This window comes from Citrobacter freundii complex sp. CFNIH4, from assembly GCF_002934505.1.
Lineage (GTDB): Bacteria > Pseudomonadota > Gammaproteobacteria > Enterobacterales > Enterobacteriaceae > Citrobacter > Citrobacter freundii.
On sequence record NZ_CP026231.1, the window covers coordinates 1673224 to 1693125 of the forward strand.

The following is a 19902-nucleotide window of genomic DNA, read 5'->3' on the forward strand; positions in this document are numbered from 1 at the left end:
TGCCCTCCTGCGGGAGGGTACCGCTTTGGAGAACGCTCATGAAAGCTATGCGCTTTATTCGTGGTGTGTTGTTGCTGACGTGGTTTTTGCCGTGGATAGCACAGGCATCAGATGCCGATACCTTTACAGCCGCAAATCGAACTCAGCAGGCCGCCTTGCTTGAACAATGGACGGTGAATCCCGATGTTCAGCGCATCCCGCTGCTCAGCGCGTTGCGAGATGAGAATCTGCTGACTGATAACGCGAAAAATACCTTCATCATGAACGGCTCGCACGCACAACCGTTAGGAACAGCGACAACCCCAAACGGCGAGCTAAAAAAAATTCGCCTGACTAACCGCCTGCGTAATCTGGTGGCAGGAGCGTTGGCTGTCCATCAGCTTTTAAGTGACAGTGTCACGACAAGGTTAGAGGCAGCTCGTACATTACAGCGTGAGGCACAGCCGGATATGCTGCCGTTTTTACAGCAACGACTGGCTCAGGAGTCAAATGGTGATGTGAAATCCGCGCTGGCTATTGCACTGGCAAATCTGCAGCTGAACAGTTCCTCGCCGGAGGTCAGACGTCAGGCAATAGAACTATTAGGGTCGTCAAATGATCCTGAAACTCAGGCGCGCCTGCAACCATTCACCCAGGCTGAACATGAACCCGATACCCGCGTGCGTGCTGCCGCTGGCGAAAGCCTGAATTCCATCGCGCATCGCATGAAGATTGGCGATCTTCTTGGACAGGCCTTTATGGGGCTGTCACTGGGCTCAATTTTGCTGCTGGCGGCATTGGGTCTGGCTATAACCTATGGATTACTCGGCGTCATTAATATGGCGCATGGCGAGATGTTAATGCTCGGGGCTTACTGTACCTGGATGGTACAACAGCTGATGAGTCAGTTTTTCCCGCAATGGCTAGCCTGGTATCCGGTTATTGCGCTGCCGGTTGCCTTTTTACTTACCGCGGCGGTGGGAATGCTGCTTGAGCGCGGGGTGATCCGCCATTTATACGGGCGTCCTCTCGAAACGCTGCTGGCGACCTGGGGGATCAGCCTGATGCTCATCCAGTTGGTGCGTATGTCCTTCGGCGCGCAAAACCTGGAAGTCGCCAATCCGGCATGGCTTTCAGGGGGGATTCAGGTTTATGCCAATCTGATTTTACCGTGGAACCGAATTGTGGTGCTTGGCTTTGCCATTCTGGTGCTGTTTTTCACCTGGCTGTTGTTGAATAAAACGCGTCTGGGGCTGCGCGTACGTGCCGTGACGCAAAATCGCAATATGGCGGCCTGCTGCGGCGTACCTACCGGACGCGTCGATATGCTGGCCTTTGGCCTTGGTTCAGGCATTGCCGGGCTGGGGGGCGTAGCGCTCTCGCAGTTGGGCAACGTAGGACCGGAATTGGGGCAAAGCTACATTATCGATTCGTTTCTGGTTGTGGTGCTGGGCGGCGTGGGACAACTCGCCGGGAGCGTGGCCGCGGCGTTTGGACTGGGGATCTTCAATAAAATTCTGGAGCCTCAGGTGGGGGCGGTTCTAGGCAAAATCATGATTCTGGTGCTGATTATTCTGTTTATTCAGAAACGTCCGCAGGGGCTGTTCGCGCTAAAAGGGAGGGTTATTGACTGATGACGATGCCAATGACATTAACGCTGGCGCGTAAAGCGCCACGCGCGACGCGCATCCTGGGGCTGGGGTTATTGCTGGCGTTGATTACTCTGCCGTTTCTTGCGCTGTTACCTGCGGACCATCCGCTGGCTATATCGGTGTGGACGCTAACGCTGGCCGGGAAAATTCTCTGTTATGCCATTGTCGCGGTCGCGCTGGATCTGGTGTGGGGCTATGCCGGCATGCTCTCGCTGGGACACGGTATTTTCTTTGCGCTGGGAGGGTATGCGATGGGAATGTACCTGATGCGCCAGGCCTCTGGCGAAGGATTACCGGCCTTCATGTCATTCCTGTCGTGGAGCGAGTTGCCGTGGTTTTGGTGGGGGACGCAACATTTTATCTGGGCGCTCCTGCTGGTCGTTCTGGTTCCTGGCCTGCTGGCGCTGGTATTCGGTTGGTTTGCCTTTCGGTCAAAAATCAAAGGGGTCTATTTCTCCATCATGACCCAGGCCCTGACTTTCGCAGGAATGCTGCTGTTTTTTCGCAACGAAACGGGTTTTGGGGGAAATAACGGTTTTACCGGCTTTACCACCATTCTGGGATTCCCGGTAACCGCCACCTCAACCCGTATCGCGCTGTTTCTGGCGACGGTCATGCTGCTGGTGCTGGCATTATGGCTGGGACTGGCGCTGGCCCGCAGTAAGTTCGGTCGTATTTTGACTGCCGTGCGGGATGCAGAGAACCGTCTGATGTTCTGTGGTTACGATCCGAAAGGTTTCAAGTTACTGGTGTGGACGCTTTCCGCTGTACTGTGCGGCCTGGCAGGGGCGCTGTATGTTCCGCAGGTGGGGATCATTAACCCCAGCGAAATGTCGCCGACCAACTCGATTGAAGCGGCGATTTGGGTTGCCCTCGGCGGACGTGGAACCCTGATCGGCCCGGTATTCGGCGCCGTGTTGGTGAACGGTGCGAAAAGCCTGTTTACGGTGATTATGCCGGAATACTGGCAGCTGTTTCTTGGCCTGATCTTTATTGGCGTTACGCTGTTTTTACCCCGAGGGGTAATTGGTCTGTTTCGCAAGGGAGACAAATAATGCAACCAGATGAAGGGCTATTTACTCGCCAGATGCCGGGGGATCGGTTTCGCAACCAGACTGATCCGGTGCTACAGCTGGAAAAAATTAACGTTAACTTCGATGGATTTCAGGCGCTAACCGATCTCACGCTCAATATTGGGGTTGGGGAACTGCGTTGCATCATCGGGCCCAACGGCGCCGGAAAAACGACGTTAATGGATGTCATTACTGGCAAAACCAGGCCGCAAAGTGGTCGTGCGATATACGATCAGTCGACCGACTTAACGACGCTGGATCCCATTGCCATTGCGCGTCAGGGGATTGGTCGGAAATTTCAAAAGCCCACGGTATTTGAAGCATTAACGGTGGAAGAGAACCTGGAGCTGGCGCTGAAAAATGATAAATCTGTCTGGGGTTCTCTACGGGCACGACTCTCAGGCGAACAACGGGATCGTATTGATGAAGTACTGGCGCTGTTGCGGCTGGGTAATGAGCGGTCCCGCCGCGCCGGTCTGCTTTCGCATGGGCAAAAACAGTTTCTCGAAATTGGCATGCTGCTGGTACAGGAGCCGCATTTACTGCTACTGGATGAACCCGCGGCGGGGATGACGGATGCGGAAACGGAATACACGGCGGAGCTGTTTCGCCAGCTTGCCGGTAAGCACTCTCTGATGGTTGTTGAGCACGATATGGGATTTGTCGAAACCATCGCAGATCGCGTCACAGTATTACATCAAGGACGTGTCCTGGCTCAGGGGAGTCTGCGTGAAGTGCAGGCCAACGAGCAGGTTATTGAAGTTTATCTCGGGCGTTAAGGAGTGCAGATGCTGCAGGTGAAAGAACTCAATCAATATTATGGTGGCAGCCATATTCTACGCGGGGTGAACTTTGAAGCGCGTATCGGTGAGGTGACATGTCTGCTGGGGCGTAACGGCGTGGGGAAAACAACGCTACTTAAGTGTCTGATGGGGCTTATTCCGGCCCGCAGCGGAAGTGTGCTCTGGCAGGAGAAAAATGTCACTCAATGGAAGCCGCATCAGCGGGTCAGGGCCGGTGTGGCATATGTCCCGCAGGGGCGTGATATTTTTCCGCGTTTGACGGTAGAAGAGAATCTGCTGCTCGGCCTTTCCCGTTTTTCAGCACCGGAGGCCCGACATGTGCCGGATGATATTTACGCGCTCTTTCCGGTTTTACAGGAAATGAAGCATCGGCGGGGCGGAGATTTGTCCGGCGGGCAGCAGCAGCAACTGGCGATTGGGCGAGCACTGGCTAGTCGCCCACAATTGTTGATCCTTGATGAGCCTACCGAGGGGATCCAGCCTTCGGTGATTAAAGAGATTGGTCAGGTGATTTCCCAACTGGCGCATCGCGGCGATATGGCCATTTTGCTGGTGGAGCAGTTCTATGATTTTGCCGAGCAGCTCGCCGACAAATACCTGTTGATGTCGCGGGGCAGCATTATTCAAAGCGGCGACGGTAAAAATATGGAGTCCGAGGGCGTTCGGGGACTGGTTGCTATCTGAGGTATGCGACAGAGCGACTGTGGCTCTGTCGCGAACATAATAACTAGCAGACCGCCGTCTGGCCCCAGGGTTTGGCGCGCATGCCTTTTATCATTAGCGCCCAGGCAAGAACGATCGCCACTATCAGCGCCACAAACAGCGACCAGGGTGGCAATGTGGTTAAAATGACGCCGCTGACTAATGGGTTAACCGCTGCGCCAAGCCAGCCTAACGACTGGGCGGAAAAATAGCTGGCTTTCATACCTGCTGGCGCGATGTTGTCGATAAGCATGTATTCACCCGGCGCGTAGATGACTTCGCCGATAGTGAAAAAGGCAGCAGAAATTCCCCATAACAACAGACTGTTGCCGGAGAAAGCGAAACCAACCAGGCCAACGACAAAGAAGACTGTACCCAATGTCATTAACGGGCGGATATTCGTGGCGGTGAGCCTGCGACCAAGTGCGTATTGCAGTGATACTACGATGGCGGCGTTGACGGGCAGGACGACTGCCACCACTTTCTCGGCAAAATCGCCGTTTGCAACCACCATAACGTATTGCGAAATACAGGATGCAAAGGCACCGCCAACGAATGATGCCAAAAATGCTGACAGCGTAAACCAGAATAATGCTCTGTCGCGCAGCAGTACTGAAGGGGACCAAACAGCGGCATTTACACCTTCTGCGGTTGCCGGTGAACGTTTTACCCACGTCTGGATAAACACCAGAGGTAGCGCAGAACAGGCGGCAGCCAGCCAGCAGCCAGCCAGAACGGCAGGTTAATGCTTTGCATAACCAGCAGCGTGCCCAGCGGCGGACCAACGGTCCAGCCGATGTTCAGCACGGTATAGTTAAGTGAGAAAATTTTCGTTTTGTTGGTCGCAGACAAGTTATCGGCAAACCAGGCTTTCAGCACCGTGGCGAAGACGGAGTAGGCGCAGTTGATCAGGGCAAAGAGCAAAACCACTATCACGACGTTATGCACCAGCGGAATAGCAATAAAGCCGGAGGCAAAGCCGCAGATAGCCAGCAACATATAGCGTTTTTTATCGAACTTGTCGGCCAGAATACCAAAGCCAAGGCTGAAGACGACGCCTATGGTCAGAGCAACCGTCATCGCATAACCGATCAGGTCGACGCTCAGTTGATACTGTCGACTGAGGTAAATCGTCATAAATGGCAGCGTGGCGCCACGACCAATGGTTAATAACAAAGATGACGCAAGTAACGCGAGAGTGGACCTTCTCAGAGAGATATTCATTTTCCTGCCCGACAATGCATGTTGTTATGTTTTTTTTAGATATCAGAAACAAATAGCATGCTAAAAGTGTGATGTACACCCAATAAGTTGTCCGAAAATGCCCTGTGTGGCCTACCTGAATTAATGATCTGTTACGGTACAACGATTTCCGTTACTTTAACTTGTTTACAAAAATTTAATATTTGCAGGGGCGGTGGTATGTCGCGTAAAGACGGGTTATTGGCGTTACTGGTCGTTGTGGTTTGGGGACTGAACTTTGTTGTCATTAAAGTGGGTTTGCACAATATGCCGCCGTTGATGTTGGCAGGGTTACGCTTTTTGTTGGTGGCGTTCCCGGCGATTTTTTTTGTTGCCCGCCCGAAAATTCCGCTTTCGCTTTTACTCGGCTACGGCCTGACAATTAGTTTTGGACAGTTCGCGTTTCTCTTCAGCGCCATCAAATTCGGTATGCCTGCCGGGTTAGCTTCTCTGGTATTACAGGCTCAGGCGTTTTTCACCATCATTCTGGGGGCATTCGCCTTTGGCGAACGTCTGCAGGGTAAACAGCTGGTAGGAATTGCGCTGGCGGTATTTGGTGTGCTGGTACTGATTGAAGCCAGTCTGAACGGTCAGCATGTTGGCATGCTCGGTTTTATGCTGACGCTGGCGGCGGCGCTAAGCTGGGCCTGCGGCAATATTTTTAACAAAAAAATCATGCAGCATACATCGCGTCCGGCCGTGATGTCGTTGGTGGTATGGAGCGCGTTAATCCCCATTGTTCCGTTCTTCCTGGCCTCATTACTTCTCGATGGTCCAGCGCAAATTACCCAAAGTCTGGTGGCGATAGATTTGACGACCATTCTGTCACTGGTGTATCTGGCGTTTGTGGCGACCATTGTGGGTTATGGCATCTGGGGTTCGTTACTCGGACGCTATGAGACCTGGCGGGTAGCGCCGTTATCGCTGTTGGTGCCGGTTGTCGGTCTGGCGAGTGCGGCCGTACTGCTGGACGAAACGCTTAGCGGATTACAGCTACTTGGTGCATTGCTGATAATGGCTGGACTGTATATCAATGTGTTTGGTTTTCGGTTGCGTAAAGTTGCGTCGGTGAAGGGCTAAAAAAAGCCCCGCAGTGACGGGTGATGCCTGCGTCAGTTAAGCATTATTGAGAACATGTAATTCAGGATCAGGGTTCCGTTCACCTCAGCGGCATAACTTCTCTGAGGCACTGATATCCGTGAACGTGCAAGGGAGGCTCACCGCCGCCTCCCTTGCAACCCAGGCTCCCGGCGGGAAAATCGTCGCTGCGCGATGTATTCGTCTTATTCCGTCTGCCTGTCGGGTCGGGGCCGAGCCTGCGTCCCTGCAGGCCGTCCCCTCTGCCCGCATCCCTGCGGGCAGACCCGGTCAGCCGTCAACGCCTCATCGATTTTCAGCCGGACCGGGGGTATCGCTTCAACTCTCTGACTTCCAGTTAAATCTGTTTTGCTGTTCAAACAAAAAACGCAGGTGGACAGGTGTGGACTGGTCCGGCTGAAAATTGCCGACGTGTTTCCGTAAGGCCGGGAGAGCCAGCATGGATGCTGGCTCAGGGCGCGCTTTACAGGGAAGTTGCCTCGCGCCCGGCCCGAAAGCCTGAAGGAATAATCGGAGGGAACCACGAAGTGGCAATTTTCCCGCCGGGAGCCGGGATTGTTAAGGGTACGGCGATAGTACCCTTAACACGTTCACAGGCAATCTGGTTTCAGATAAGTGAAAAATATAAGGTGAACGTAACAATGCGACAGAGGCAACAGATTTATTACCTCCGGTTCGTTAACTGACAAGTATTACGCAGTAGCGGGGCAATAAAATTACAGGTTGCGCAGATTGTAATAAGGCACACCTAATTCGTCGGACTTGTCGCTGCCTGCACCCATATGATTAAAATCGAACGGGGACTGATCGTGCGCAGGGGGCATAATCATCGCGTCGCGACTGTTCTGTGTGGCAGGTTGCGCGGTCTGTTCCGCCATGCTCTGACCCGAAACAACAAAAAGCAGGGCCAGCATCGCATAAGACAGAAGTTTCATGATTTCCTCGGTTACATCGTTAACTGGCGATTAGCAATTACATTGATTGAGTGGAAGCAAATAGCGCGATTCGCCATGCATATTCGTCATACGGTATTTGTGCGGCGGAACATCAAAATAGTTTTTGAATGTCCGGGTCAGCGTCTGCTGAGACTCAAAACCGTAACGCTCTGCCAGATAAAGAATGGGCTCGTTACTCTCTTTTAATTTTTGCGCTATTTCAGTCATTTTACGGCTGCGAATGTATTGACCCAGTGAATGACCGGTTTCTTTTTTAAACATCCGTTGCAGGTGCCATTTGGAGTAACCTGAACGCTCAGACACTTTTTCCAGTGAGAGCGGCGATTCAAGGTTATTTTCGATCCAGTCCAAAATGCTATGAATAGTGATTGTGTCAGTATTGCGTCTGGACATCGTCATACCTCTTTCTGTTTACGGCAGGATTCTCTTAAGCAAGTGCTCAAGTGTGGCTACTTCATCCGCCGTTAAGTTTTTTGTTAGTTCCTGGTGCAGGTCTTGCCCTACTAATTGATGACACTGCTCGCAAATTGCTGCGCCATGCTCGGTGAGTTTTACCAGCACACCACGCTTATCATGTGGATTCGGAAGCCTTTCTATCCAGCCTTTACAGGCCAGTCTGTCCAGCATCCGCGTCAGGGCGCCAAGGTCGACAGACAGCACTTTTTTCAATTCGACAGGGGTGATGCACACCGCGCAACGGATGGAGCAGAGCACCTTGAACTGCGATGCCGTGATATCCAGCGGTGACAGATAGTCGTTTAGCAAACGATCTTTTTTCTGATTAACCATATAGATCAAACGACCCAGTGGGATGATTTCGTTAAACAGATCACTGGTGCTTTTCACAATGGTTGCCCTGGCAAGTAGTTAGTCACGGCTGATATTATTGCTTAGGCAAATATAAGTCAAACGAATGGATCCGCAAATGCCACGTTTTGCTAAATCATCAGACTAAATACCTGGCGAGTGGAATTTTAACGGTTTGATAATTATGGTTTATACGTGCGGATGAAAAATGAATCCTTACATCACGAAAATGGCTTATCTCGCGGATTTCACCGTATACTTGCCGCTGACGATTAACGCACAGGAAAGATGACATTATGATGGACTTGTTTAAAGCAATAGGACTGGGGCTGGTAGTCCTGTTACCGTTGGCAAACCCGTTAACCACCGTGGCGTTGTTCCTTGGCCTCGCCGGCAATATGAACAGCGCAGAGCGTAACCGTCAGTCACTCATGGCGTCTGTCTATGTATTTGCCATTATGATGGTGGCGTACTACGCCGGGCAGGTGGTAATGAATACGTTCGGGATTTCGATTCCCGGGTTACGTATTGCGGGTGGGTTAATCGTTGCGTTTATCGGCTTTCGGATGCTGTTTCCACAGCAGAAGGCGCATGATTCTCCGGAAGCGAGAAGCAAGTCTGAAGAGCTGGAAGACGAACCGACGGCCAATATCGCCTTTGTACCGCTGGCCATGCCAAGCACTGCCGGCCCGGGGACGATTGCGATGATCATCAGCTCCGCGTCAACCGTGCGTCATGGCTCCGAATTTCCGGACTGGGTGATCATGATCGCGCCGCCGATTATTTTTGCGGTTGTCGGGATTATCCTGTGGGGCTGTTTGCGCAGTTCCGGGGGGATCATGCGGCTGGTCGGTAAAGGTGGTATCGAAGCGATTTCTCGTTTGATGGGCTTCCTGCTGGTGTGTATGGGCGTGCAGTTTATTATTAACGGCGTGCTGGAAATTATCAAAACCTACGCTTAAAACACTGTGCCCGGTAATATTTACCGGGCATATTTTTTATGAATGCTGAGGCTGTTCTTCCAGTGATACCGGCCATTTACGAAAGATAATCACCGACCATATCAACGCGGCAACGGCAGGCACTGCGCCGACGTAACCAATCGTAGACATCGACCAGTGCAAACTCACCTGATTGCCTACCAGCGCGCCAGCGCCAATACCGATATTAAAGATTCCTGAGAACAGCGCCATTGCGACGTCAGTCGCATCCGGAGCAAGCGCCAGCACTTTCACCTGCATACCCAAGCCTATCAGCATGATAGCGACGCCCCAGAAAATACTCAGGATGGCAAGGTGCATTTCGCTGTCAGCGGCGGGAAGTAACAGTACCAGGCATATCGTCAACAGGGCAATGGCACTGCTAATCAGTACGGACGCATGCAGATTACCCAGCTTACCGAAAATGACGCTACCGACAATTCCCGCGCCACCCAGAACCAACAACAGGACAGTAGCAAAGTTTGCGCTCAGGCCCGCGACGGTCTGCACAAACGGTTCGATATAGCTATAGGCCGTATAGTGCGCGGTGACCACAATCACCGTCAGTAGATACAGACTCATCAATGCCGGGCGATGGAATAACACGGGCAGGCTTTTTAAAGAGCCGGAGTGCTCACTGGGTAGTTTGGGCAGGAGCTTAATCAGGCAAAGCAGGGTAACTAACGCCCCCATACCGATGGCGAAGAAGGTTGTGCGCCAGCCAAAATACTGACCGACGATACGCCCGATGGGCAGCCCCAATACCATCGCCAGCGCAGTGCCAGTGGCAATCAGGCTGAGAGCCTGTGCACGTTTCCCGGCAGGAGCCAGGCGAATTGCCAGCGATGCGGTGATCGACCAGAAAATAGCGTGCGCAAAGGCAATACCAATACGGCTAATTACCAACACGGTAAAATTCCATGCTAGGAAAGAGAGCACATGGCTGGCGATAAACACAACAAACAGACAGATCAGAAGTTTTCGGCGCTCTACCTGACTGGTAAGTAACATGAAGGGGAGCGACATCAGGGCAACAACCCAGGCGTAGATCGTCAGCATGATCCCGACCTGAGCGGTCTGCATATTAAAGCTTTGTGCGATGTCGGAAAGCAAACCGACAGGGACAAACTCTGTGGTATTGAAAATAAAACCGGCAATGGCAAGCGTAACTACCCGTAGCCACGCGACCTTGCGGGAAACAGTGTCTGTTGTCATATCAAATAAGAGGATTAGCTGCGAAAAGGTAAGGCCACGATCTTAAAACGTTTGCTGGCGAAAATACAATCATTTTGTGATGCGGATCTCATTTCATTGGCAGGGCGCTATAATTTGCTGCCGAACATTCCTCATATTTTTAACTATTTCAATAATAATGAAATTCCGGGCGTATGACTTCACCCGGATATACAGTTATTCATGTTCTTTGAGGATCGCCAGTTACTCCGGGCTCTGTGATAACTGAGGGTTCAACACCTCAATAAACGCTTCCAACTGCCGCGTCATTGCACCTCTGCGCCAGACCAGCCATGTATTCAGCCAGCGCCAGTTCTCGCTTAGCGGCCAGGCGTTGACCTGATGATGCCCTGGCATGCTCTCCAGCATCGAACGCGGGATCAGTGCGATACCCGCTCCGGCAATGACGCAGGCCAACATACCGTGATATGACTCCATTTCGTGAATGGTGCCGGGCATGGCGCGATCGGCATGAAACCAGCTTTCAAAATGGCGGCGATAGGAACAGTTGGCGCGAAAGGCGTAAATACTGCAACCGTTGACGTCGCTGGCCCGCTGAATGGGGGGATGACCGTTAGGAGTGACAATCATCATCTCTTCACGGTAGACCGGCATTCCTTCAAGGCCTGGATGGGTAATAGGGCCATCGACAAAGGCAGCGTTCAATGTACCGTCGAGCACGCCGTCCAGCATTGTGCCTGAAGGACCCGTCGCTAACGCGAACTGAATTTTGGGGTAACGCTGGTTATATTCAGCCAGCGTGGCGGGGATGCGTACTGCTGCTGTACTTTCAAGCGAGCCGAGAGAGAAGAGTCCTTGCGGCTCATCCCCGGCGACGACCATCCTGGCTTCCTCAACCAGCGCTAGGATCCGCTGGCTGTAGCGCAAAAAGTTGTGCCCGGATGGGGAAAGCCGCAGACGCTGGTTTTCACGAATAAACAGATCAACGCCCAGGTCGGCTTCAAGCTGACGTATACGGGTGGTGAGATTAGATGGCACGCGATGAACCTTCGCAGCGGCCTGCGTAATACTGCCAGTCTCCGCGACGGCATTAAACATTTCCAGCTGCGTCAGATCCATAATTTTCTCTATTCGTGAATGATATGGTTAATATTATTCATTTTTCAGAAAGAGTAAATATGCTCATGATATAACCATACCCTGCGATAAAGAGAGGCACTTAATGACTATCACAGCAGCAACACATGCGATTTCCATTGACCCTACCAGCGGTGAAAGACTGACGGCGACGCCGTGGGCCAGCGTGGAAGAGATTGATCATGCGCTGAACCTTGCAGCGAATGGCTATAGCGAATGGAAACACACTTCCGTTGAGCACCGTGCGCAAATGCTGCGCCATATTGGGCAAGCTCTGCGCCATCGTGCGGAAGAAATGGCGCAGTGTATCTCACGTGAAATGGGTAAACCCATTAAGCAGGCGCGTGCTGAAGTCGCCAAGTCAGCTGCGTTATGTGACTGGTACGCCGAGCATGGACCGGCGATGCTCAGTCCGGAACCCACGCTGGTGGAGAACAACCAGGCGGTGATTGAGTATCGTCCGGTAGGGACTATTCTGGCGATCATGCCGTGGAACTTCCCACTCTGGCAGGTAATGCGAGGTGCCGTCCCGATTCTGTTGGCCGGAAATGGTTACCTGTTAAAGCATGCGCCTAACGTAACCGGCTGTGCTGCAATTATTGCGCAGGTTTTCGCTGATGCGGGTGTACCGGCGGGGGTTTACGGTTGGGTGAATGCCGATAACGCAGGGGTCAGTCAGATGATCAATGACCCGCGTATCACGGCGGTAACGGTGACGGGTAGTGTTCGTGCTGGTGCGGCGATTGGCGCCCAGGCGGGGGCCGCGTTGAAAAAGTGCGTTCTTGAACTGGGGGGCTCCGATCCGTTTATTGTCCTTAATGATGCAGACCTCGATCTGGCCGTTAAGGCGGCGGTCGCCGGGCGTTATCAGAATACCGGGCAGGTTTGTGCGGCAGCCAAACGCTTTATTATCGAAGAAGGGATAGCGGCAGAATTTACTTCACGCTTTGTGGCCGCTGCGAGCGCGCTCAAAATGGGCGATCCGCTGAACGAAGAAAACGATCTGGGGCCGATGGCGCGATTTGATCTGCGTGATGAGCTGCACCAGCAGGTTGAAGCCACCCTTGCCGAAGGGGCGCGGTTACTTCTCGGCGGGGAAAAAATTGCGGGTCATGGTAATTACTATGCCGTGACGGTACTGGGCGATGTTACTCCAGAGATGACGGCGTTCCGCCAGGAACTGTTTGGTCCAGTTGCGGCAATTACTGTGGCGAAGAATGCGGAACATGCCTTAGCGCTGGCGAATGACAGTGATTTCGGCTTATCTGCCACGGTGTTTACTGCGGATGAAGTGCTGGCGCAGAAGATGGCGTCACGCCTGGAGTGTGGTGGCGTATTCATCAATGGTTACAGTGCCAGCGATGCCCGCGTTGCGTTTGGCGGTGTGAAGAAAAGTGGTTTTGGCCGAGAGCTTTCGCACTTTGGTTTGCATGAGTTTTGTAACGTGCAGACCGTCTGGAAAAACCGCCTTTGATGGTGTAGGTGCCTCCGCTGGGGGCACCTGTCTTATTTCTGCAATTTTTCTGTCATTTACTCTCCGTACACTCGCGTCTAACGCTTTGATACAGATGAGTAATATGAACATAACGCAAATTTTCCGTCGTCTTATACCCCGTCAGTTTGGTCTGTTAACCGGCATTTTTTGCATTATTGCGCTGTTCTCTATTTTGCAGGTCGCGTCCTCCTTAATGCTTTCGGCCTCAGTCAGCGGCGCACAGCATAATGAAGGACGTAATCAACTCGCGCTTATACAGCAGGCGAAGGTTGATGAAGCGCGGGTGGCGTTATTATCTGCCAGCGATTTACTTAACCGTGCGGGAGTTTATTTTATGCAGGATGCCGCCACCGGTTCGGACGGGAGTTGGCGTCCGTTAATGGAAGAGGCATACCGGGCGCTGGCGCAGTCAAAAAGTGCATGGGATGCCTGGCGGGATATGAAACCGCAGCCGGATCCGGATCTAACGGAGAGCTATCAGCGTTTTTATAGCGGTATTCAGGAGCAGGCGGATGGGCTGATGCAGTCCGGTTCCATTGATGCGTTTTTTGCCGTACCCGTGCAGGCCTTTCAGACGGACTTTAACGCTAATTACGCGCGCTTTCAGCAGCACAGTGGGCGACATGCGGAAGTTGGGCGTCAGCAGCTGTTGACCAGTCTTGAGCGTTTACAGAATCTATTTTTGTTTATTCCTCTCGTGCTGGTGGTTATCGCCTTTCTGGTCTGGCGCAGTATGTCCCGTTGGGTGATTATGCCACTGCGACGGCTGATCGATCATATCGATATTTTAGCAGCGGGGGACCTGTCTCGCCCGGCCCCGCAGGTAAGTCAGTTTAACCGGGAAGTGACGCAATTAAGTTCGCGTATTGCTGCAATGCAGCAAGGTCTCTGCGCGCTGGTGCAGCAGGTGAACGATGCCACCACTGCAATGGTAGAAAATATCAACGAACTTGCGCAGAACAATAAACAGCTATATCAGCAGTCGGCGAAACAAAGTGAAGAGTTAAGCAGCGTGACATCGCATATTTCGTTGCTGGAAATGCATGTTGAGGATAACAGTGGCTTTGCTGAACTGGCGAATCAACGCGCTGTGCAGGCGCGAGATGTTGCGGCAGGCGGGGACCGAATGATGGCGACGGTAAATACGTCAATGCAGGCGATTGTGACACGTTCGTCTGAAATGCGAGGTATTACAACGCTTATCAATAATATTGCATTTCAGACAAATATCCTGGCTCTTAACGCGGCAATCGAGGCAGCACATGCCGGGGAGCAAGGGCGCGGGTTTGCCGTGGTTGCGAAAGAAGTTGGGCTGCTGGCGCGAAAAAGCGGTCAGTCTACGCAAAACATTCAGACACTGATTAAACACTCGTTACAGGGCATTGAAGAGGGCTTTCACGCGGTTAACGGGCTGGATAAGAATTTGCAGCAGGTTATCGCACTGGTTGAGAATCTTGGCGCGTTGCTGAACGACATTTCGACTGCAACCTTAAATCAAGGGAACAATATTCACCAGTTGACTCGAAAGCTGCATGTCCTGAACGGCGAAGCCCGGCAAACCAGCGAACTGGTGAATGCTGCATCTGACTCTTCCTTGCAGCTACACCATGAATCCCGCCAGCTTATGCAGGCCGTGGCCAGATTCCGCCTTCCGGCCTGACGCTGCGTATTCAGCTCTGTTATACTCGCAGGCCTTTCATACCTGCGAGCAAGGAGCATGTTGTGGCCAGGGCCATGGACAATTCAATTTTAGAGACCATTGTGCAGCAGGTTCGTCCGCTGATTGGTCAGGGTAAAGTTGCTGATTATATTCCGGCATTAGCCTCTGTCGACGGTTCAAAACTGGGTATTGCTATCTGTACCGTTGATGGACAGCACTATCAGGCGGGAGATGCGCAAGAACGTTTTTCTATTCAGTCGATTTCAAAGGTGCTCAGCCTGGTCGTGGCAATGCGTCACTATCAGGAAGAGGAGATTTGGCAGCGTGTCGGCAAAGATCCTTCTGGCCATCCTTTTAACTCCCTGGTGCAGCTGGAAATGGAGCAGGGTATCCCTCGCAATCCCTTTATTAACGCCGGGGCGCTGGTGGTTTGCGATATGTTGCAAGGGCGTCTAAGCGCACCGCGTCAACGGATGCTGGAAGTGGTACGGGCGTTAAGCGGTGTTTCGGATATCGCTTATGATGCGACGGTCGCGCGATCAGAGTTTGAACACTCGGCGCGTAATGCCGCAATTGCCTGGCTGATGAAATCCTTCGGCAATTTTCACCATGACGTGACCACCGTTTTGCAGAATTACTTTCACTACTGCGCGCTAAAAATGAGCTGTGTGGAGTTGGCGCGAACCTTTGTCTTTTTGGCAAATCAAGGGCATGCCTTTCATCTTGCGGAACCCGTGGTGACGCCGATGCAGGCCCGGCAGATCAATGCGCTAATGGCGACCAGCGGCATGTATCAGAACGCAGGGGAGTTTGCCTGGCGGGTCGGGCTTCCGGCGAAATCTGGTGTGGGTGGCGGCATCGTGGCGATCGTGCCTCACGAGATGGCGATTGCTGTCTGGAGTCCGGAACTGGACCCGGCGGGAAATTCACTGGCCGGTATCGCCGTGCTGGAGCAATTAACACAACAGCTGGGGCGTTCGGTTTACTGATGAATACGCTCGATCCTCTTTTTGCCCGGTTGGCGAAATCAACGTTTCGCTCACGGTTTCGTCTTGGTCAGAAAGAAAGGCAGTATTGTCTGGATAAAGGGGCGCCGGTTATCGAACAACATGCTGCGGATTTTATTGCTAAACGACTGGCGCCTGCGTTTCCCGCCAATGATGGTAAACAGACTCCCATGCGTGGTCACCCGGTATTTATCGCTCAACATGCTACGGCAACGTGCTGTAGAGGGTGTCTGGCGAAATGGCATGATATACCTCAGGGCGTAGCGCTAAATGATGAACAAAAACGTTACGTTGTCACGGTTATTTATCACTGGTTAGTGCTTCAGATGAACAAGCCATAGATAACATTATCCTATGATATGACCCCTTGTGTTGTGTAATTGTTAAAAGCAGTATGAAGGGGTCAATCTAAGGAGAAATCATGGCTTCCGGTAAACCCTGCTTTGTGCTGAGTGCGGCACAGATTCTGTCGCGAATCGACGAGCTCAGCGATGTTCTTGAGCGGTGCGTCAATGACGGCGCCTCCATCAGTTTTATGCTGCCCTTTAATCGCGAAAAATCAGAGCCTTTCTGGATGAACGTCGCGCAAAGTGTTTCTCGCGGAGAACGGATCGTTCTTGGTACGCAGAACGCGCAGGGGGCGCTTGTCGGTACCGTCCAACTCATTATCGATCAACCTGAAAATCAACCTCATCGTGCTGATGTTGCCAAACTGCTGGTTCACCCCTCAGCGCGACGCGGTGGCCTGGCTCGTGAATTGATGACCGAACTGGGAAGTTACGCGCGTCAACAAGGTAAAACACTGCTGGTACTTGATACGGCGACGGGCAGTGGCGCGGAGTTGTTCTACCACAATTGCGGGTGGAAAAAGGTAGGGGTGATACCTGACTATGCCCAAATGCCCGATGGGACGCTGACCGGGACCACACTTTTCTATAAAACGCTCTAATTTGTCGCCGGGGATTGATCAAAACAGGGTTTCAATGTATTAAAGTTTGCTAACCTATTGGACCAATTCAATCAGGTTGTATGACTAATCATAAAGGGAACCCATTGTGCAAACACTAAATCGTCGCGATTTCCCCGGTGCTCAGTATCCTGAACGCATTATTCAGTTTGGTGAAGGAAACTTCCTGCGCGCCTTTGTAGACTGGCAGGTTGATCTGCTGAACGAACATACCGATCTGAACGCTGGTGTGGTCATTGTTCGTCCTATCGAAAGTACCTTCCCGCCATCGCTGAGTACGCAGGATGGCCTCTATACTACTATCATTCGTGGTTTGAATGAGAAGGGCGAGGCTGTCAGCGATGCTCGTCTAATTCGTTCAGTTAACCGTGAAATCAGCGTCTATAGCGAATACGATGAGTTCCTGAAGCTGGCACATAATCCTGACATGCGTTTTGTGTTCTCTAACACCACGGAAGCAGGTATCAGTTACCACGCGGGCGATAAGTTTGACGACGCGCCAGCGGTAAGTTATCCGGCTAAACTGACGCGTCTGCTGTTCGAACGCTTCAGCTATTTTAACGGCGCATTGGATAAAGGCTGGATTATCATCCCGTGCGAACTGATTGATTATAACGGTGATGCGCTGCGTGAACTGGTTCTGCGCTACGCTCAGGAATGGATGCTGCCGGAAGCGTTTATTCAGTGGCTGGATCAGGCCAATGCATTTTGCTCTACGCTGGTGGACCGTATTGTTACCGGCTATCCGCGTGATGAGGTAGCTAAGCTCGAAGCTGACCTGGGCTATCATGATGCTTTCCTCGACACGGCAGAACACTTCTATCTGTTTGTTATTCAGGGACCGAAGTCATTAGCCGCAGAACTACGTCTGGATAAGTATCCGCTGAATGTCCTGATTGTGGATGACATCAAACCGTACAAAGAGCGCAAAGTGGCGATTCTCAACGGTGCTCACACTGCGCTGGTTCCTGTTGCCTGGCAGGCAGGGTTGGACACCGTGGGCGAGGCGATGAATGACGCAGAAATTTGCGCCTTCGTTGAAAAAGCTATTTATGAAGAAATCATTCCGGTACTGGATTTACCGCGCGATGAGCTGGCGTCTTTTGCCAGTGCGGTGACGGGGCGTTTCTGCAACCCGTACATCAAGCATCAGTTGTTGTCGATTGCCCTGAACGGCATGACTAAATTCCGTACCCGCATATTGCCGCAACTGCTGGCCGGGCAACAGGCCAGCGGTCAATTGCCCGCACGTCTGACGTTTGCGCTGGCGGCGTTGATTGCGTTCTACCGCGGGGAGCGTAACGGTGAGTCTTATCCGGTCCAGGATGATGCGCCCTGGATTGAACGTTTCCAACAACTGTGGAGCCAACATCGCGATCGCCAGATAAGTACTGAGGCGTTGGTGCGTACTGTACTGGCGGTCAAAGAACATTGGGAGCAAGACCTGACCCAGGTTTCTGGGCTGGTGGAGCAAGTTTCTGCCGATCTGGATGCCATCCTGGCAAAAGGTATGCGGGAAGCCGTTAAGCCACTGTGCTAAGACGACTACCGACAACCCGGCTCAGGCCGGGTTTTTTCTGGATATAAATTAGTTACAACATACTGTATTATTTATGTCATTAACCCAGTCTGTAACTTCCGTGCGGCTTCGTTTTGAGCAGGGCAAAAGTTGTTGGGATAATGTTGCGATTAACTTGCAACATTGATCGCTATCGCGTCTAATGTGACGGATTTCACATTTTCCCGAAGATAACCATGATCGTTCGTCCCCAACAACACTGGATGCGCCTGATATTCGTCTGGCACGGTTCCGTATTATCCAAGATTTTTTCACGTCTGCTGCTGAACTTCCTGCTTTCCATCGCCGTTATTATCATGTTGCCCTGGTATACGATGCTGGGCATTAAGTTTACCCTTGCGCCGTTCAGCATTCTCGGCGTGGCGATAGCTATTTTTCTGGGGTTTCGCAATAACGCCTGCTATTCACGTTACGTTGAGGCCCGACACCTGTGGGGGCAGTTGATGATTGCTTCCCAATCGCTTCTGCGTGAGGTAAAAACCACGTTACCTGACGATGCAGAACTGGGACAGTTTGTGCGTCTGCAAATTGCATTTGCTCACTGTTTACGCATGACGTTACGTCGAAACCCACAGGCGAAGCCGTTAGCGAAATATCTTAGCGAGAAAGATTTGCAAACGGTATTTGCCGCACAATCACCGGCAAACCGCATCTTGTTGCTGATGGGCGAGTGGTTGGCCGTACGCAGACGTAATGGTCAACTGTCTGACATATTATTTCACAGTTTAAACAATAGGTTAAATGATATGTCTGCAGTACTGGCCGGTTGTGAGCGGATTGCTAATACCCCGGTGCCGTTTGCTTATACCTTGATCCTTCATCGTACTGTGTACCTGTTTTGTATCATGTTGCCATTTGCATTGGTGGTCGATCTGCACTACATGACACCGTTTATTTCAGTGCTTATTTCCTATACTTTTATTTCGCTCGACACGCTTGCAGAAGAGCTTGAAGATCCGTTTGGCACTGAGAACAACGATCTGCCGCTGGATGCGATTTGCAATGCAATCGAAATCGATTTGCTGCAAATGAATGATGAAACAAATGTGCCAGCAAAGCATATGCCGGATAAGCACTATCAACTCACTTAGCGACGTTCGTTTTGCCACCACGCGGGCTGCATATCGGAAAACGAATGAAACTCCGGTGCAAGGTCTTCATCGTTAGGATCGTCAAAAGCACCGGCTAAAAGCGCAATGACCGGGGCGTCATCGATGGCGCCCACGGAACTGCCGCACTGAGGGCAAAAGGCCCGACTGGTCGTTTCTGATGAGCGCCAGGTTTTCGGTTTTCCGGCTTTTCCCGTCCATTCTACATTTTCTGCATCAAACTCAATCCAGACGACGGTAGGCGCGCCCGTATGTTTCCGGCATATATCGCAGGAGCAGGTATGGGAATTATTAGGACTGCTGGCTGTGAAACGGATCGAGCCACACAGACACCCACCAATGTAGACTTTAGACATAACAACCCCCGTCAGAAACATATTGCAAGACACTAGCAGAAGCCAGACATAGCCACTAGATCCTTATGATAAAAAGGCGAGGGTACGCATGGCTGATAGTTTATTC

General features: G+C 52.0%; 19 protein-coding genes and 1 pseudogene. 13 read left to right on the forward strand and 7 right to left on the reverse strand.

Translation table 11 applies throughout. The annotated features are described in order from the left end of the window. Window positions 1–38 precede the first annotated feature (38 nt). Genes urtB through urtE form a run of 4 tightly spaced genes read left to right on the forward strand, consistent with a single transcriptional unit; the run spans window position 39 to window position 4191 of the window. The gene (urtB, locus tag C2U41_RS08590) at window positions 39–1613 is read left to right on the forward strand and encodes an urea ABC transporter permease subunit UrtB (RefSeq protein ID WP_103848917.1); all 1575 of its coding nucleotides are present in this window, start codon (window positions 39–41) and stop codon (window positions 1611–1613) included. Further along, window positions 1613–2686, forward strand: coding sequence for an urea ABC transporter permease subunit UrtC (gene urtC / locus C2U41_RS08595; RefSeq protein WP_016150227.1), 1074 nt, complete (start codon window positions 1613–1615; stop codon window positions 2684–2686). The genes urtB and urtC overlap by 1 nt, the downstream gene beginning before the upstream one ends. Beyond that, entirely contained in the window at window positions 2686–3483 is a 798-nt protein-coding gene (urtD, locus tag C2U41_RS08600) for an urea ABC transporter ATP-binding protein UrtD (RefSeq protein WP_103848918.1), read from the forward strand. The genes urtC and urtD overlap by 1 nt, the downstream gene beginning before the upstream one ends. A gap of 9 nt (window positions 3484–3492) precedes the next feature. After that, window positions 3493–4191 (forward strand): urea ABC transporter ATP-binding subunit UrtE, encoded by a 699-nt coding sequence (gene urtE / locus C2U41_RS08605; RefSeq protein ID WP_054528371.1) that lies wholly within the window; start codon window positions 3493–3495, stop codon window positions 4189–4191. A gap of 43 nt (window positions 4192–4234) precedes the next feature. On the opposite strand, the pseudogene ydeE reads toward urtE, so the two are convergent. After that, a pseudogene (gene ydeE / locus C2U41_RS08610) lies at window positions 4235–5433 on the reverse strand (efflux MFS transporter YdeE). A gap of 198 nt (window positions 5434–5631) precedes the next feature. Between ydeE and eamA the strand changes: the two are divergent. Continuing rightward, a complete protein-coding gene (eamA, locus tag C2U41_RS08615; protein WP_016150229.1) occupies window positions 5632–6531 on the forward strand; it encodes an O-acetylserine/cysteine exporter in 900 nt (299 codons plus the stop codon). Window positions 6532–7265: 734 nt separating this feature from the next. Here eamA and marB read toward each other — a convergent pair. The 3 genes from marB to marR are packed head-to-tail and all read right to left on the reverse strand — an operon-like array spanning window position 7266 to window position 8351. Beyond that, window positions 7266–7484: a multiple antibiotic resistance protein MarB gene (marB, locus tag C2U41_RS08630; protein WP_003032422.1), complete on the reverse strand. Its 219-nt coding sequence runs from the start codon at window positions 7482–7484 to the stop codon at window positions 7266–7268. 30 nt (window positions 7485–7514) lie between these two features. Then, entirely contained in the window at window positions 7515–7898 is a 384-nt protein-coding gene (marA, locus tag C2U41_RS08635; RefSeq protein WP_003032424.1) for an MDR efflux pump AcrAB transcriptional activator MarA, read from the reverse strand. 18 nt (window positions 7899–7916) lie between these two features. After that, window positions 7917–8351: a multiple antibiotic resistance transcriptional regulator MarR gene (gene marR / locus C2U41_RS08640; protein WP_042308445.1), complete on the reverse strand. Its 435-nt coding sequence runs from the start codon at window positions 8349–8351 to the stop codon at window positions 7917–7919. 257 nt (window positions 8352–8608) lie between these two features. Here marR and C2U41_RS08645 point away from each other — a divergent pair, with 257 nt between their 5' ends. Beyond that, window positions 8609–9274 carry a MarC family NAAT transporter gene (locus tag C2U41_RS08645; RefSeq protein WP_003032428.1) on the forward strand — a complete coding sequence of 222 codons (666 nt, stop codon included), beginning with the start codon at window positions 8609–8611 and terminating at the stop codon, window positions 9272–9274. A 36-nt stretch (window positions 9275–9310) separates the two neighbouring features. Here the strand turns inward: C2U41_RS08645 and C2U41_RS08650 are convergent, their stop codons facing one another. Both C2U41_RS08650 and ptrR read right to left on the reverse strand, forming a co-directional pair. Next, the gene (locus C2U41_RS08650) at window positions 9311–10507 is read right to left on the reverse strand and encodes a sugar transporter (RefSeq protein ID WP_003032430.1); all 1197 of its coding nucleotides are present in this window, start codon (window positions 10505–10507) and stop codon (window positions 9311–9313) included. Between the two features lie 222 nt (window positions 10508–10729). Further along, window positions 10730–11605, reverse strand: a complete 876-nt coding sequence (gene ptrR / locus C2U41_RS08655; protein WP_003032431.1) for a putrescine utilization regulator PtrR — start codon at window positions 11603–11605, stop codon at window positions 10730–10732. Between the two features lie 103 nt (window positions 11606–11708). On the opposite strand from ptrR, the gene sad reads away from it, so the two are divergent. The 7 genes from sad (at window position 11709) to C2U41_RS08690 (ending at window position 19422) form a co-directional block, all read left to right on the forward strand. Continuing rightward, a complete protein-coding gene (gene sad / locus C2U41_RS08660; protein ID WP_003843630.1) occupies window positions 11709–13097 on the forward strand; it encodes a succinate-semialdehyde dehydrogenase in 1389 nt (462 codons plus the stop codon). 103 nt (window positions 13098–13200) lie between these two features. Beyond that, complete coding sequence (locus C2U41_RS08665) at window positions 13201–14778, forward strand: methyl-accepting chemotaxis protein (protein WP_103848919.1); 1578 nt, start codon at window positions 13201–13203, stop codon at window positions 14776–14778. Between the two features lie 62 nt (window positions 14779–14840). Continuing rightward, window positions 14841–15767, forward strand: a complete 927-nt coding sequence (glsB, locus tag C2U41_RS08670; protein ID WP_003032436.1) for a glutaminase B — start codon at window positions 14841–14843, stop codon at window positions 15765–15767. Further along, complete coding sequence (locus tag C2U41_RS08675; protein WP_003836300.1) at window positions 15767–16126, forward strand: DUF4186 domain-containing protein; 360 nt, start codon at window positions 15767–15769, stop codon at window positions 16124–16126. Before glsB ends, C2U41_RS08675 begins: the two co-directional genes overlap by 1 nt. Before the next feature lie 80 nt (window positions 16127–16206). Next, complete coding sequence (locus tag C2U41_RS08680) at window positions 16207–16734, forward strand: GNAT family N-acetyltransferase (RefSeq protein ID WP_103848920.1); 528 nt, start codon at window positions 16207–16209, stop codon at window positions 16732–16734. Window positions 16735–16840: 106 nt separating this feature from the next. Continuing rightward, a complete protein-coding gene (locus tag C2U41_RS08685) occupies window positions 16841–18292 on the forward strand; it encodes a tagaturonate reductase (protein WP_071687332.1) in 1452 nt (483 codons plus the stop codon). A gap of 215 nt (window positions 18293–18507) precedes the next feature. After that, window positions 18508–19422: a bestrophin family protein gene (locus tag C2U41_RS08690; protein ID WP_103848921.1), complete on the forward strand. Its 915-nt coding sequence runs from the start codon at window positions 18508–18510 to the stop codon at window positions 19420–19422. Here C2U41_RS08690 and C2U41_RS08695 read toward each other — a convergent pair. Beyond that, window positions 19419–19796: a GFA family protein gene (locus tag C2U41_RS08695; RefSeq protein WP_003836296.1), complete on the reverse strand. Its 378-nt coding sequence runs from the start codon at window positions 19794–19796 to the stop codon at window positions 19419–19421. The two genes, C2U41_RS08690 and C2U41_RS08695, sit on opposite strands and share 4 nt — an antisense overlap. Window positions 19797–19902 lie beyond the last annotated feature (106 nt).

Bases quoted from the DNA above. Each gene is read 5' to 3' on its own strand.
- C2U41_RS08690 (WP_103848921.1), top strand. From the start codon at position 18,508: ATGATCGTTCGTCCCCAACAACACTGGATGCGCCTGATATTCGTCTGG.
- urtE (WP_054528371.1), top strand. From the start codon at position 3,493: ATGCTGCAGGTGAAAGAACTCAATCAATATTATGGTGGCAGCCATATT.
- ptrR (WP_003032431.1), bottom strand. From the start codon at position 11,605: ATGGATCTGACGCAGCTGGAAATGTTTAATGCCGTCGCGGAGACTGGC.
- C2U41_RS08645 (WP_003032428.1), top strand. From the start codon at position 8,609: ATGATGGACTTGTTTAAAGCAATAGGACTGGGGCTGGTAGTCCTGTTA.
- urtB (WP_103848917.1), top strand. From the start codon at position 39: ATGAAAGCTATGCGCTTTATTCGTGGTGTGTTGTTGCTGACGTGGTTT.
- eamA (WP_016150229.1), top strand. From the start codon at position 5,632: ATGTCGCGTAAAGACGGGTTATTGGCGTTACTGGTCGTTGTGGTTTGG.
- sad (WP_003843630.1), top strand. From the start codon at position 11,709: ATGACTATCACAGCAGCAACACATGCGATTTCCATTGACCCTACCAGC.
- marA (WP_003032424.1), bottom strand. From the start codon at position 7,898: ATGTCCAGACGCAATACTGACACAATCACTATTCATAGCATTTTGGAC.
- C2U41_RS08675 (WP_003836300.1), top strand. From the start codon at position 15,767: ATGAATACGCTCGATCCTCTTTTTGCCCGGTTGGCGAAATCAACGTTT.
- C2U41_RS08680 (WP_103848920.1), top strand. From the start codon at position 16,207: ATGGCTTCCGGTAAACCCTGCTTTGTGCTGAGTGCGGCACAGATTCTG.
- C2U41_RS08665 (WP_103848919.1), top strand. From the start codon at position 13,201: ATGAACATAACGCAAATTTTCCGTCGTCTTATACCCCGTCAGTTTGGT.
- C2U41_RS08695 (WP_003836296.1), bottom strand. From the start codon at position 19,796: ATGTCTAAAGTCTACATTGGTGGGTGTCTGTGTGGCTCGATCCGTTTC.
- urtC (WP_016150227.1), top strand. From the start codon at position 1,613: ATGACGATGCCAATGACATTAACGCTGGCGCGTAAAGCGCCACGCGCG.
- C2U41_RS08650 (WP_003032430.1), bottom strand. From the start codon at position 10,507: ATGACAACAGACACTGTTTCCCGCAAGGTCGCGTGGCTACGGGTAGTT.
- marB (WP_003032422.1), bottom strand. From the start codon at position 7,484: ATGAAACTTCTGTCTTATGCGATGCTGGCCCTGCTTTTTGTTGTTTCG.
- urtD (WP_103848918.1), top strand. From the start codon at position 2,686: ATGCAACCAGATGAAGGGCTATTTACTCGCCAGATGCCGGGGGATCGG.